Source organism: Luteimonas dalianensis, from assembly GCF_049339425.1.
GTDB classification, from domain to species: Bacteria; Pseudomonadota; Gammaproteobacteria; order Xanthomonadales; family Xanthomonadaceae; genus Luteimonas; species Luteimonas dalianensis.
Map to the genome: position 1 here is coordinate 33,246 of NZ_JBMPPO010000004.1, position 13,297 is coordinate 46,542.

10 protein-coding genes and 2 pseudogenes are annotated in these 13,297 nt (G+C 70.8%); 6 read left to right on the forward strand and 6 right to left on the reverse strand.

Going from position 1 to position 13,297, the window contains the following annotated elements:
* Positions 1 to 5: 5 nt before the first annotated feature.
* Positions 6 to 1,172: an ADP-forming succinate--CoA ligase subunit beta gene (gene sucC, locus ACOZ90_RS06820; RefSeq protein ID WP_422892900.1), complete on the reverse strand. Its 1,167-nt coding sequence runs from the start codon at positions 1,170 to 1,172 to the stop codon at positions 6 to 8.
* 168 nt (positions 1,173 to 1,340) lie between these two features.
* On the opposite strand from sucC, the gene ACOZ90_RS06825 reads away from it, so the two are divergent.
* The 3 genes and pseudogenes from ACOZ90_RS06825 to ACOZ90_RS06835 all read left to right on the forward strand — a co-directional run.
* Positions 1,341 to 2,960: a sensor histidine kinase gene (locus ACOZ90_RS06825; protein WP_422892901.1), complete on the forward strand. Its 1,620-nt coding sequence runs from the start codon at positions 1,341 to 1,343 to the stop codon at positions 2,958 to 2,960.
* Positions 2,961 to 3,077: 117 nt separating this feature from the next.
* Positions 3,078 to 4,227: pseudogene (locus ACOZ90_RS06830) on the forward strand (sigma-54-dependent transcriptional regulator); the annotation flags it as partial.
* Positions 4,228 to 4,289: 62 nt separating this feature from the next.
* Positions 4,290 to 4,454: pseudogene (locus ACOZ90_RS06835) on the forward strand (helix-turn-helix domain-containing protein); the annotation flags it as partial.
* A gap of 15 nt (positions 4,455 to 4,469) precedes the next feature.
* Here the strand turns inward: ACOZ90_RS06835 and lptG are convergent.
* Positions 4,470 to 5,633 carry an LPS export ABC transporter permease LptG gene (lptG, locus tag ACOZ90_RS06840; RefSeq protein ID WP_422892902.1) on the reverse strand — a complete coding sequence of 388 codons (1,164 nt, stop codon included), beginning with the start codon at positions 5,631 to 5,633 and terminating at the stop codon, positions 4,470 to 4,472.
* Complete coding sequence (lptF, locus tag ACOZ90_RS06845) at positions 5,576 to 6,664, reverse strand: LPS export ABC transporter permease LptF (RefSeq protein ID WP_422892903.1); 1,089 nt, start codon at positions 6,662 to 6,664, stop codon at positions 5,576 to 5,578. The genes lptG and lptF overlap by 58 nt, the downstream gene beginning before the upstream one ends.
* A 142-nt stretch (positions 6,665 to 6,806) precedes the next feature.
* Here lptF and ACOZ90_RS06850 point away from each other — a divergent pair, with 142 nt between their 5' ends.
* The 3 genes from ACOZ90_RS06850 to ACOZ90_RS06860 are packed head-to-tail and all read left to right on the forward strand — an operon-like array spanning position 6,807 to position 11,710.
* Positions 6,807 to 8,285, forward strand: a complete 1,479-nt coding sequence (locus tag ACOZ90_RS06850; protein WP_422892904.1) for a leucyl aminopeptidase — start codon at positions 6,807 to 6,809, stop codon at positions 8,283 to 8,285.
* Positions 8,286 to 8,304: 19 nt separating this feature from the next.
* Positions 8,305 to 8,733, forward strand: a complete 429-nt coding sequence (locus ACOZ90_RS06855) for a DNA polymerase III subunit chi (RefSeq protein ID WP_422892905.1) — start codon at positions 8,305 to 8,307, stop codon at positions 8,731 to 8,733.
* A 37-nt stretch (positions 8,734 to 8,770) separates the two neighbouring features.
* Positions 8,771 to 11,710 carry a valine--tRNA ligase gene (locus ACOZ90_RS06860; RefSeq protein ID WP_422892906.1) on the forward strand — a complete coding sequence of 980 codons (2,940 nt, stop codon included), beginning with the start codon at positions 8,771 to 8,773 and terminating at the stop codon, positions 11,708 to 11,710.
* Positions 11,711 to 11,719: 9 nt separating this feature from the next.
* On the opposite strand, the gene rimI is transcribed toward ACOZ90_RS06860, so the two are convergent.
* The 3 genes from rimI to pssA are packed head-to-tail and all read right to left on the reverse strand — an operon-like array spanning position 11,720 to position 13,238.
* Complete coding sequence (rimI, locus tag ACOZ90_RS06865; protein WP_422892907.1) at positions 11,720 to 12,202, reverse strand: ribosomal protein S18-alanine N-acetyltransferase; 483 nt, start codon at positions 12,200 to 12,202, stop codon at positions 11,720 to 11,722.
* On the reverse strand, positions 12,202 to 12,462 hold the full coding sequence (locus tag ACOZ90_RS06870; RefSeq protein WP_422892908.1) for a hypothetical protein: 261 nt from the start codon (positions 12,460 to 12,462) through the stop codon (positions 12,202 to 12,204). The genes rimI and ACOZ90_RS06870 overlap by 1 nt, the downstream gene beginning before the upstream one ends.
* Entirely contained in the window at positions 12,459 to 13,238 is a 780-nt protein-coding gene (gene pssA / locus ACOZ90_RS06875) for a CDP-diacylglycerol--serine O-phosphatidyltransferase (protein ID WP_422892909.1), read from the reverse strand. The genes ACOZ90_RS06870 and pssA overlap by 4 nt, the downstream gene beginning before the upstream one ends.
* Between the last annotated feature and the right edge of the window lie 59 nt (positions 13,239 to 13,297).

The window sequence follows — 13,297 nt, forward strand, 5'->3', positions numbered from 1 at the left end:
TTCGGTCAGGCGGCCTTGGCCGCGGCGACGGCCTTGCGGGCACCGTCGTTGATGTCGTCGGCGGGGGTGATCGCCAGGCCGGAGCTCTTCAGCAGCTCCTTGCCGGCGTCCACGTTGGTCCCTTCCAGGCGCACGATCACCGGCACCTTGACGTCCACTTCCTTGACCGCGGCGATGATGCCCTCGGCGATCATGTCGCAGCGGACGATGCCGCCGAAGATGTTGACGAAGATCGCCTTCACGTCGTCCGACGAGAGGATCAGCTTGAACGCCTCGGTCACGCGCTCCTTGGTGGCGCCGCCGCCCACGTCCAGGAAGTTGGCCGGCGAGCCGCCCTCCAGCTGGATCACGTCCATGGTGGCCATGGCCAGGCCCGCGCCGTTGACCATGCAGCCGATGTTGCCGTCCATGGTCACGTAGTTCAGGTCGTGCTGGCTGGCGGCCACCTCGGTCTCGTCTTCCTGGCGGATGTCGCGCATGGCCACCAGGTCGGGATGGCGGTAGGCGGCGTTGTCATCCGAGTCGACCTTGCCGTCGAGCACGGCCAGGCTGCCGTCGGTGAGGATGGCCAGCGGGTTGAGCTCCACCAGGGCCAGGTCCTTCTCGTTGAACAGCTTGAACAGGCCCAGCATGATCTTCGACAGCTGGCCGACCTGCTTGGCGTTCAGGCCCAGGGCGAAGCCCAGGTCGCGGCACTGGTAGGGCTGCAGTCCCTGCACGTAGTTCACGTTGAGGGTCTGGATCTTGTCCGGGGTCTCGGCGGCCACCTGCTCGATGTCCATGCCGCCCTCGCTGGAAGCGATGAAGGTGACCGACTGGGTGCCGCGGTCGACCAGCACCGACAGGTACAGCTCCTTGTCGATGTCGGTGCCCTCGGAGATCAGCACCGAATCGATCGGCAGCTCGACGCCGGCGGTCTGGTAGGTGGCCATCTTCGTGCCGAGCATGCCCTTGGCGTAGTCGCGCACCTCGTCCATGGTCCTTGCCAGCTTCACGCCGCCGGCCTTGCCGCGGCCACCGGCGTGGATCTGCGCCTTGACGACCCACAGGTCACCGGGGATGGCCTTGGCGGCCTCCACGGCCTCCTCGGGGGAGCGCGCGACGCGCCCGGCGGGAACGGCGATGCCGTAGTCGGCAAAAAGCTGTTTTGCCTGGTATTCGTGGAAGTTCATGTGGAATCCATGCGTGGGAGGGGACGGACGCGGCGCACGGCCGGGCCGGCCCGCTATTCTCGCCGATGCGGCCGATCCGGGCAAAAGCACCCGCCCCGGCGCCCGGGCCCGGCCGCCCCGGGCCTATACTCGCGCCTGTACCCGCCCCGGCGTCCGACAGGCCCGCGCTTGCTCTCGATCTTCTCCCAGCCCGCCTACACCCAGCGCGTCCTGCGGCGAGAGCTGTACCTGTTCTCGCTTTACCGCCTGCTCGAGGCCAGCCTGCTGGCGCTGATGGTGTTCGGCCCGGGCGAGGCCCTGATCGGCGAGCCGCGCAACCTGGCCCTGGCCATCGCCGCCTGCCTGGCCTACGTGCCGGCGGCGATCGCGCTGCTGCTGTGGTCGCGGCGCGCCGACACCCGGATGGGCGAGATCGCCCTGGTCGGGGTGTGCGCCGACATCGTGGTGGCCGCGCTGGTCACCCACGCCCTGCCCCAGGCCGGGCCCGGCATCGCCCTGATGCTGGTGTTCAACCTGGGCGCGGCGGCGCTGTTCCTTTCGCTCCGGGCGAGCCTGGCGGTGGCCGCGTTCGCCTCGGTGGCGCTGCTGGTGGAGTTCGTCTGGAGCCGGCTCGCCGGCGGCTCGGCCGACCGGCCGCTGGCCGAGCTGCTGATGTTCACCTTCAGCTTCTTCGCCATGGTCACCCTGACCTTCCTGCTCGGCGAACGCCTGCGCGCCAGCCAGGACCTGGCCGACCGGCGCGGGGCCGAGGCCGAGAGCCTGGCCGGGATCAACGAGCTGATCATCCGCCGCATGCGCACCGGGGTGCTGATGGTCGACGGTACCCGCCGGGTGCGGCTGGCCAACGAGGCGGCCATGCAGCTGTACGGCGAGTCCGACCGGGGCCTGGACAGCCGCAACCTGGCAGATCTGTCGCCCGAACTTGCCGCCCGCCTCACCCAGTGGCTGCGCACCGGCGAGCCCGACGACACCCCGATGCCCTACGGCCACGAAAAGCTGGAGGTGCAGCCGCGCTTCACCCGCCTGCTCAGCGACAGCGACACCGTGCTGGTGTTCCTGGACGACGCCTCGCTGGTTTCGCGCCGGGCCGAATCGCTGACCCTGTCGGCGATGGGGCGGTTCTCGGCCAGCCTCGCCCACGAGATCCGCAACCCGCTGGCGGCGATCAACTATTCGGTGCAGCTGCTGGAGGAGTCCACCGCCCTGCCCGACAGCGACCGCCGGCTGCTGGAGATCATCCACCAGCAGTGCCAGCGCACCAACGGTATCGTGGAAAGCGTGCTGGGCCTGGCCCGGCGCGAGCGCGCCATGGGCGAGCAACTTGAGCTGGTGGCGTTCGCGCGCAGGTTCGTGGACGAGTTCTCGCGCACCATGACCCCGGAGAACGGCAGCCTGCGGGTCGCCGGCCGCGAGCGGCCGCTGACCGGGGTGTTCGACCCCGGTCATCTGCAGCAGATCCTGACCATCCTGGCCCAGAACGCGATCAACTACGGCCGCCTTCCCTCCGAAGCCGCCCGGATCACGCTGTCGGTGGACGAGCTGGAAGGGCGTCCGGTGCTGGAGGTGAGCGACCGCGGCCCCGGCGTGCCCGACGCGATCGCCGCCCAGCTGGGACGCCCGTTCTTCACCACCTCCGAGCACGGCACCGGCCTGGGCCTGTATATCGCCCGCGAGCTGTGCCGCTCCAACGGCGCCAGCCTGGACTACGTGGCGGTTCCGGGCGGCGGCGCCTGTTTCCGGATCACCCTGGCCGGGCGCAACCCGCTGCTGGCGCGCGACCGGGCCTGACCCGCGCCGGGCAAAAAACCGCCCCAGCCGGGCAATATCGGCCCCAAACTGTTACGTTGGACGTGATCCAAGGCACAATGTGCACTGGATTTCCCCTGCCTGCCCCCGGTCGCGCCCATGAGTGAGAACAGCAGCGTTCTGATCGTCGACGATGAACACGACATCCGTGAACTGCTGGTGTTGACCCTGGGCCGCATGGGCCTGCGCACGGACACCGCGCCCAACCTGGGCGCCGCCCGGCAGATGCTGGGCAACGTGGCCTACGACCTGTGCCTGACCGACATGCGCCTGCCGGACGGCTCCGGGCTGGAGCTGGTGGCCGAGATCGCCACCCGCTTCCCGCAGACCCCGGTGGCCGTGATCACCGCCTACGGCAACGTCGAGGCCGCGGTGGAAGCGCTCAAGGCCGGCGCCTTCGACTTCGTCAGCAAGCCGGTCGACGTGCACATGCTGCGCGGCCTGGTGCGCCAGGCGCTCGAGCTGGGCCAGCGCCAGCAGGAGCAGCCCGACGAGGCCGGCCGCCTGTTCGGCGAGTCCGAGGCGATGGTCGGGCTGCGCCGCACCATCGCCAAGGTCGCCCGCAGCCAGGCGCCGGTGCACATCAGCGGCGAGTCGGGCACCGGCAAGGAGCTGGTGGCGCGCACCATCCACGCCCAGGGCTCGCGCGCGGCCGGCCCGTTCGTGCCGGTCAACTGCGGCGCGATCCCGAACGAGCTGATGGAAAGCGAGTTCTTCGGCCACAAGAAGGGCAGCTTCACCGGCGCCCACGCCGACAAGCCGGGGCTGTTCCAGTCCGCCGACGGCGGCACCCTGTTCCTGGACGAAGTCGCCGAGCTGCCGCTGTCGATGCAGGTCAAGCTGCTGCGCGCGATCCAGGAGAAGAAGGTGCGCCCGGTGGGTGCCCAGAACGAGGTGGGCGTGGACGTGAGGATCCTCTCGGCCACCCACAAGGATCTTTCCGGGCTGGTCGACCTGGGCAGCTTCCGCCACGACCTGTACTACCGCATCAACGTGATCGGCCTGCACGTGCCGCCGCTGCGCGAGCGCACCGGCGACCTGCCGCTGCTGTCCACCGCGATCCTCAAGCGCCTGGCCCAGGCCATGCACCGCGACGTGCCGACCCTGTCCGACGGCGCCCTGCAGGCGCTGGAGGGCTACGGCTTCCCCGGCAACGTGCGCGAACTGGAGAACATCCTCGAACGCGCCCTGGCCCTGGCCGACGGCGAGGTCATCCAGGCCGACGACCTGCAGCTGCCCCGGCATGAGGCGCGCCAGTCCCGGCCGGAGGCCACCACGCCGGAAACCGACCCGGCCAGGATCAGCCCCTACGACACCGCCTCCTCCGCCCTGCCCTCCTACATCGAGGAGATCGAGCGCGCGGCGATCCAGCAGGCGCTGCAGGAAAACCGCTACAACAAGACCCGCACCGCCGCCGCGCTGGGCATCACCTTCCGCGCCCTGCGCTACAAGCTCAAGAAGCTCGGCATCGACTGAGCGGCCCCGCCGCAGCTAGCCGCTGCGGCGCCGGAACAGCAGGAACGACACCGCCAGCATCACCATCGGCGGGATCATGTAGGCGATCCGGAAGTCGAACCGGTACACCCCCGCCATGCGCACGAACTGGTTCTGCAGCAGCCAGAAGCCCAGCGCGAACACCACCCCGATGAACAGCCTGCGCCCCAGCCCGCCGCTGCGCAGGCTGCCGAACGCGAACGGAATCGCCGCCAGCACCAGCGCCAGCACGCTGAGCGGATAGAACCAGCGCCCCCAGTAGTGCTCCTCGTACTCGGCGGCGTCCAGGCCGTTGCGCTGGCGGTAGTCGATCCCCCTGCGCAGGTCGGCCGCGCTCTGGTAGCGCGGGCGCCACAGGTTGCCGGCGGTGGCCAGCGCGGCCGCGTCCAGTTCCGAAGTCCAGCGCTCTTCCATCACCTCGGTCTCGGACACCGCGCGCTCCTCGAACCACACCCGGCGCACGTCCCGCAGCAGCCAGCCGTCGCCGTCATGCTCGGCGCTGGCGGCATTGGCCACCGAGGCCAGGCGGCCGCCCTCGTCGAACTCGAACAGCCGCACCTGTTGCAACTCCAGCACCTGGCGGCCGCCCTCGGTGCGCTCCTGGCCGCCCTGGGCGTTGAGGAAGGTCTGCCCCTCGCGCGCCCACAGGCCCGAATAGCGGGCCACGATCAGGTCGCTGGACTTGGCCGCGCCCTTCATGGTGTCGGCGCTGCGCTGCGCCCACGGCGCCAGGGTCTCCGCGTTGAGGACCATCACCACCGTCAGCACCAGCAGCGGCACCGCCACCGAGGCGCTCAGGCGCTTGCGCGAGAGCCCCAGCGCGCGCAGCGCGGTCAGCTCGGAGCTGGCCGCCAGCACCCCCAGTCCCATCAGGGTGCCGATCACCGCCGCGGTCGGGAACATGATGTAGGCCCGCCGCGGCACCGTGTAGATGACGTAGGTCAGGGCGCTGACGAAGCCGTAATTGCCCTCGCCGATGTCGTCGATTTCCGACAGCAGGCCGCTGATCATGAAATCCAGCCCGGTCAGCACGGCCCAGGTCAGCAGCACCGTGGTCATCACCACGCGCGCCACGTACAGGTCATGGAGCCTGGGGAACCGGATCATGCGCGGCGCCTCCAGGGTGAGCGCCGCAGCCGGCCATCGGCGAAATACAGCCACGTCCCGAGCACCAGCACCGGCAGCACCAGCCACCACAGGCCCAGGCCGACCGGAATCGTGCCCTCGGCCAGCCAGTCCTGGCCCAGGATCATCAGGTTGACGCAGACGAAGTAGCCCAGGAAGGCGAGCATGGTGCGGCCATAGCGCGACTGCCGCGGCGGGCTGCGCGCCAGCGGCACCGCCAGCAGGCCGAAGCCCAGCGCCAGCAGCGGCGGCGCCAGGCGGTAATGCAGCTCGGCGCGCGCCTCGGGCCGCGCGTCATCGAACAGGGCCAGGGTGGGCATCAGCTCCGGATCGGCCTCGTCGCGGCTGTGGTCGGCCTCGGGCAGGCGCAGCTCGTTGCTGGCGAAGCGCATCAGGCGGAAATCCAGCCCCTCCAGCTGCGGCCCCTCGACCCGGAATCCGTCGTCCAGCACCAGGTAGCGCTCCCCGTCCGGCTCCACCCGCAGGTGGCCGGTGGCCGAGGTGGTCACGTCCATGCGCTCGCCTTCCTGCTGGTAGACGAACACCCGCGCCATCTGGGTGCCGTCGCCGGACATCCCGCCCACGTAGACCACACCGCCGCCGCCGGGCACCTCCACGAAGCGGCCGGCCTCCAGCCCCGCGATCAGCATGCTGCGGCTGCCGGCCTCGATCATGCGCGCCGAATAGTCCCGCGCCCACGGCCCCAGCCAGGTCGAGCACACCGCGATCACCAGCACCATCGGCACCAGCAGCATCAGCACCGGCCGCAGCATCCGCACCGGGCCGACCCCGATCGCGGTGATCACCGGCGCCTCCGAATCCCGGTACAGCCGCCCCACCGACATCAGCAGGCCCAGCAGCAGGCCCAGCGGCAGCACCAGCGGCAGGTAGTTGAGCACCTGCAGGCCGAGCTGGGAGAGCATCATCCCCGCCGGCACCCGGCCGCGGGCGATGTTGCCCAGCACGTCGGCGAACACCCCGCCCAGGCTGACCACCATCAGCACCACCAGCACCGCGAAGGTGGACTGGGTGAATTCGCGGAACAGGTAACTGTCGAGCTTGGGCATGAAAAAACCGCTTGCCTTAGAATTGTGGATTCTTTTTCGTACCTTGCCACGGGCGTTCCAGCCCGCTCCGCCGATCCCCGGGAAGGGATCTGGACGGGGGCGGAACCGCCGATTGTAAGGAACTGCACATGGAATCTCGTTCATGACCCTCGAATTCACCCTGAACCGCGACGCCCCCGCCACCGCCCAGACCGGCTGCATCGTGGTGGGCGTGTTCGCCGACAAGACCCTCAGCCCCGCCGCCCAGGCCCTCGACCAGGCCGCCGGCGGGCGCCTGGCCAGGCTCGCCGCGGCCGGCGACCTGCCCGGCAAGGCCGGCGCCAGCGCCCTGCTGCACGGCGTGGACGGCGTCACCGCCAGCCGGGTGCTGGTGGTGGGGCTGGGCGAGCGCGACCGGTTCGGGCCCGCGGCCTACCAGAAGGCGGTCGCCACCGCCGTGGGCGCGCTCAAGACCGGCCCGGTGGAGGACGCCCTGCTGGCCCTGGCCGATGTCCAGGTCAAGGATCGCGACAGCGCGTGGAACGTGCGCCAGGCGGTGATCGCCGCCGACCACGCCGCCTACCGCTACGTCGCCACCCTGGGGGCGAAGAACAGGAAGCGCGAGCAGACCGGCCTGCGCACCCTGGCCGTGGCCGCCGATGACGAACAGGCGCTGGCCCAGGGCAAGGCGATCGCCGCCGGCGTCGCATTCGCCCGCGAGCTGGGCAACCTGCCGCCGAACGTCTGCAACCCCGCCTACCTGGCCGAACAGGGCCAGGCCTTCGCCGCCCGCTTCGACAAGGCCTCCTGCACCGTGCTCGACGAGGCGCAGATGCAGGAGCTGGGCATGGGCTCGCTGCTGTCGGTGGCGCGCGGCTCGGCCAACCGCCCGCACCTGGTGGTGCTGGAGTGGAACAACGGCGGCGACGCCAAGCCGTACGTGCTGGTCGGCAAGGGCATCACCTTCGACACCGGCGGCGTGAACCTGAAGACCCAGGGCGGCATCGAGGACATGAAGTACGACATGTGCGGCGCGGCCACGGTGATGGGCACGTTCGTGTCCGCGGTGGGCCTGGAGCTGCCGATCAACCTGCGGGTGGTGGTGCCGGCGGTGGAGAACGCGATCGACGGCAACAGCTACCGCCCCTCGGACGTGATCACCAGCATGTCGGGCAAGACCATCGAGGTCGGCAACACCGACGCCGAGGGCCGCCTGATCCTGTGCGACGCGCTCACCTACGCCCAGCGTTTCGAGCCGCAGGCGCTGATCGACGTGGCCACCCTCACCGGCGCCTGCATGGTCGCGCTGGGCCGCCAGGCCTCGGGCCTGATGAGCAAGCACGACGACCTGGCCGACGAGCTGCTGGCCGCCGGCGAGACCGTGTTCGACCGCGCCTGGCGCCTGCCGCTGTGGGACGAATACCAGCCGATGCTCGACTCCAGCTTCGCCGACATCTACAACATCGGCGGCCGCTGGGCCGGCGCGATCACCGCCGGCTGCTTCCTCTCGCGCTTCACCGAGGGCCAGCGCTGGGCGCACATCGACATCGCCGGCACCGCCAGCGGCGACGGCAAGATGAGCATGGCGACCGGCCGGCCGGTGGGCCTGCTCAGCCAGTGGCTGCTGGATCGGGCGGCCTGAGCCGCCCGCCCCGCCAGCCGTGCGCGCCGACTTCTACCTGATCGCCAAGCCGCGCTTTCGCGACCAGCCGATGCGGCTGGTGTGCGAACTGGCGCGCAAGGCCCACGACGCCGGCCTGCCGACCCTGGTGCTGGCCCGTGACCAGGCCCAGGCCGAACTGGTCGACGACCTGCTGTGGGACATGGGCGACGACGTCTTCATCCCCCACCAGATCGCCGGCATGGAGTCGCCCGAGGATGACGCGGACGCGCCGGTGCTGATCGCCAGCCCGGACATGGATCCGCCGATGCGCCCGCTGGTGATCAACCTGCGCGACGCGCCGGTGGAAGGCGGCTTTGACCGGGTGCTGGAAGTGGTGCCCGCCGACCCCGCCGCCCGCGGCCCGCTGCGCGAGCGCTGGAAGCAGTACCAGGCCCGCGGCCTGGCGCTGAAGAAATACGACATGTAGTTCCCCGCCACCCCGATCCGACAATCCCCGACCGCCCATGTCCCTCGCCCCCAGCTACGAACCCGGAAGCTTCGAGTCCCGCCTGTACGCCGAGTGGGAAGCCTCCGGCGCGTTCGCGCCGCGCGGCGACGGCCCGGCCTACACCGTGCTGCTGCCGCCGCCCAACGTCACCGGCACCCTGCACATGGGCCACGCGTTCCAGCACACCCTGCAGGACGCGCTGGTGCGCTACCACCGCATGCGCGGCTTCCGCACCCTGTGGCAGCTGGGCAGCGACCACGCCGGCATCGCCACCGAGATGGTGGTCAACCGCAACCTGGCCGCCGAGGGCAAGGGCGAGACCCGTGACTCGCTGGGCCGCGAGCGCTTCATCGAAAAGGTCTGGGAGTGGAAGCAGCAGTCCGGCGACACCATCGAGCGGCAGATGCGCCGGATGGGCACCTCGGGCGACTGGTCGCGCAAGGTGTTCACCATGGATCCGGGCCCGTCGGCGGCGGTGATCGAGGCCTTCGTGCGCCTGCACGAGCAGGGCCTGGTCTACCGCGGCAAGCGCCTGGTCAACTGGGATCCGGTGCTGGACACCGCGATCTCCGACCTGGAGGTTGAAAACCGCGAAGCGCCGGGCCACATGTGGCACTTCAGGTACCCGCTGGCCGGCGGCGAGACCTACGAATACATCGAGCGCGACGCCGACGGCAACGTCACCCTGCGCGAGACCCGCGACTACATCTCCATCGCCACCACCCGCCCGGAGACCATGCTCGGCGACGGCGCGGTGGCGGTGCATCCGGACGACGCCCGCTATGCGCCGATCGTCGGCAAGCTGTGCGAGATCCCGGTCGGGCCGAAGCAGCACCGCCGGCTGGTGCCGATCATCACCGACGAATACCCGGATCCGGAGTTCGGCTCCGGCGCGGTCAAGATCACCGGCGCGCACGACTTCAACGACTACCAGGTGGCCGTACGCAACGGCATCCCGCTGTACGCGCTGATGGACGGCAAGGCGCGGATGCGCAGCGACGGCCTGGGCTATGAAGAGAGCGCGCGCATCGCCGGCGAGATCGCCCGCGGCGGGCGCGATGCCGGCGACGTGGGTGCGGTCAACCTGGTGCCCGACGACCTGCGCGGCCTGGACCGCTACGAGGCGCGCCGGCGCGTGGTCGAAGCGATCACCGCCGAGGGCCTGGCGGTGACCGACGCCGAGGGCAACCCGGTGGTCGAGTCCAGGGCGATCATGCAGCCCTTCGGCGACCGCTCCGGCTCGGTGATCGAGCCCTACCTTACCGACCAGTGGTTCGTGCGCATGGACGACATGGGCCGGCGCGGGATGGAGCTGGTCGAGGACGGCTCCGTCCGCTTCGTGCCACCCAACTGGATCAACACCTACCGCCACTGGATGGAGAACATCCAGGACTGGACGATCAGCCGCCAGCTCTGGTGGGGCCACCGGATCCCGGCCTGGTACGACGAGGCCGGCAACATCCACGTCGGCCGCGACGAGGCCGACGCCCGCGCCCGCTCCGGGCTGGCCGCCGACGTGCCGCTGCGCCAGGAAAGCGACGTGCTGGAGACCTGGTTCTCCTCCGCGCTGTGGCCGTTCAGCACCCTGGGCTGGCCGGACGAAGCGGCCATGGCCGAGCGCGGGTTCGATGAATTCCTGCCCTCCAGCGCGCTGGTCACGGGCTTTGACATCATCTTCTTCTGGGTCGCCCGGATGATCATGATGACCGACCGGCTGACCGGCCAGGTGCCGTTCCGCGACGTCTACATCACCGGCCTGGTGCGCGACCGCGAGGGCCAGAAGATGTCCAAGTCCAAGGGCAACATCCTCGACCCGCTGGACATCATCGACGGCATCTCCATCGACGCGCTGGTGGCCAAGCGCACCAGCGGCCTGATGCAGCCGCAGATGGCGGCGAAGATCGAAAAGGCCACCCGCAGGGAGTTCCCCGAGGGCATCGCCGCCCACGGCGCCGACCCCCTGCGCTTCACCATGGCCGCGCTGGCCGGCCCCGGCCGCGACATCAAGTTCGACCTGGGCCGCGCCGACGGCTACCGCAACTTCTGCAACAAGCTGTGGAACGCGACCCGCTTCGTGCTGATGAACACCGAGGGCGTGGACGCCGGCGGCGACCACGCGCCGGTGACCGACGCGGAGAAGTGGATCCTGGCGCGGCTGGCCGCCGCCTCCGCCGAGGCCGCCGGACACTTCGCCAGCTACCGTTTCGACCTGCTGGCCCAGGCGCTGTACGAGTTCACCTGGGACGAGTTCTGCGACTGGTTCCTGGAGCTGGCCAAGCCGGCCCTGCAGGGCGACGACCCGGCCGCGGCCGACAGCACCCGGCGCACCCTGCTGCGGGTGCTGGAGGCGCTGCTGCGGCTGCTGCACCCGCTGATCCCGTTCGTGACCGAGGAGCTGTGGCGCCAGGTCGCGCCGCGGCTGGGCATCGAGGCGGCGACCATCTCGCTGCGGCCCTATCCGCAGGCGCGGGACTTCGACGCGGCCGGCTACGCCAGCGCCGAGGCCGACGTGGAGTGGCTCAAGCAGATGGTGTCCGCGCTGCGGCGCATCCGCAGCGAACTGGGGGTGTCGCCCAACCGCCAGGTGCCGCTGCTGGTGCAGGGCGGAAGCCAGGCCGATGCCGCCCGCGTACAGCGCTTCGACTCCCAGCTCAGGTCGCTGCTCCGGCTGGAGCGGATCGACGCCATCGACGGCGACCCGCCGCCGGCCGCCACCGGCCTGGCCGGCACGATCAAGCTGTTCGTGCCGCTGGAAGGCCTGGTCGACCTGGACGCCGAGCGCGCGCGCCTGGACAAGGAGCTGGCCCGGGTGGCGGCGGAAAAGGACAGGAGCGCCGCCAAGCTGGCGAAGTTCAGCGACAAGGTGCCCGCGGCCGTGGTCGAGCAGGAGCAGAAGCGCCTGGCCGACTGGACGGCCCAGCACGAAAACCTGGCCGCCCAGCGCGCCCGGCTGTAACCCGCGCCGCTATTCCGGCAGCAGTTCCAGGGCCATCACGATCGCGTCCTCGCGTCCCTGGTGGGTGGGGTAGTACCGCGGGCGCCGGCCGATCTCGTTGAAGCCTTCGTCCTGGTACAGCGCCACCGCCTGCGGATTGGACGGACGCACCTCCAGGAACACCCGCATTGCCCCTTCGTACCGGGCAATGCGCAGCAGCGACCGCAGCAGGCGGCGGCCGTGCCCGCGTCCCTGCAGCTCCGGGGCCACGCACACGTTGAGCAGGTGCGCCTCGTCGGCCGCCACGCTGAGCACCCCGTAGCCGAAGATGCCGCCATCGTCGTGCAGCACCCAGGCCGGGTAGCCCGCGCGCAGGCAGTCGCGGAAGATGCCGATCGTCCACGGGAACGGATAGGCGCGGTGTTCGATCGCGATCACCGCGTCCAGATCCTGCTCGCGCATGCGGCGCAGCCCGGCACGCGGCGTGGGGACACCTGCCGGCTGCGCGCCCATCACGGCGGCGGCCGCCTGCGCAGCGCGCGCAGCCGTGGCCACAGCGCGCGCTTGGCGGCCGGGTCGCGCAGGGCCTCGGGCGATGGCCACGAGCGGCACAGCGCCGCGGCATCGGACGAGTCCCGGTCGCGGCCGGCGGCACGCAGCAGCGCGTCGTACAGCGCCCCCTCGGGCACCTCCCCGGCCTCCGGATCGACCCTGCGCATGAGCCCGTAGCCCATCGCATCGAGCGCTTCGCGCTGCAGGCCGTCCCAGCTCATGCGGCGTCGGGCCCGGCCGGCCTGCGGCGGCGCACCAGCCACCACACCGGGCCGGACAGCGCGTACAGCAGCGACGCCGCCAGCAGCGTCTTGGGCGGGTCGATCCACAGCGCGATCAGCACGCCCACCGCGATCAGCAGCACGAAGAACGGCACCCGATCCGAGCGCGGCCCGCTGCCCCGCCCCTTGAAGCTGGAGTAGCGGATCCGGCTGACCATCAGCAGCCCGGCCACCACCGTGACCGCCAGCGCCACCCAGCGCATCGTGTATCCGTCCTGGCCCAGCGAATGGGCAGTCCAGACAAAGCTGGCCATCAGCCCCGCCGCCGCCGGGCTGGCCAGGCCGATGAACCAGCGCTTGTCGACCACCGCCACCTGGCTGTTGAACCGGGCCAGGCGCAGCGCCGCGCAGGCCGCGTACAGGAACGCCGCCAGCCAGCCCACCCGGCCCAGGGTGGTGCCGTCCAGCCGCAGCTCCAGCAGCGCCCAGTGGTACATCACCAGCGCCGGCGCCATGCCGAAGCTGATCAGGTCGGCCAGCGAGTCGTACTGCACGCCGAACTCGCTCTGGGTATTGGTCAGGCGCGCGACCCGGCCGTCGATGCCGTCCAGGATCGCGGCCACGAAAATCGCCACGCACGCGGGCCCAAACCGCCCCTGCGAGGCGGCGATGATGGCGAAGAAACCCGCGAACAGGCCGCCGGTGGTGAACAGGTTCGGCAACAGGTAGATGCCGCGCGAGCGCGCGGCCCCGGCCGGGGTGTGCTGGTCGTCCATGGCGTGAGTTTACCGGCCGCCGCCCGGATACGGCGGAAACCCGGGGCAATCCGGCCGCC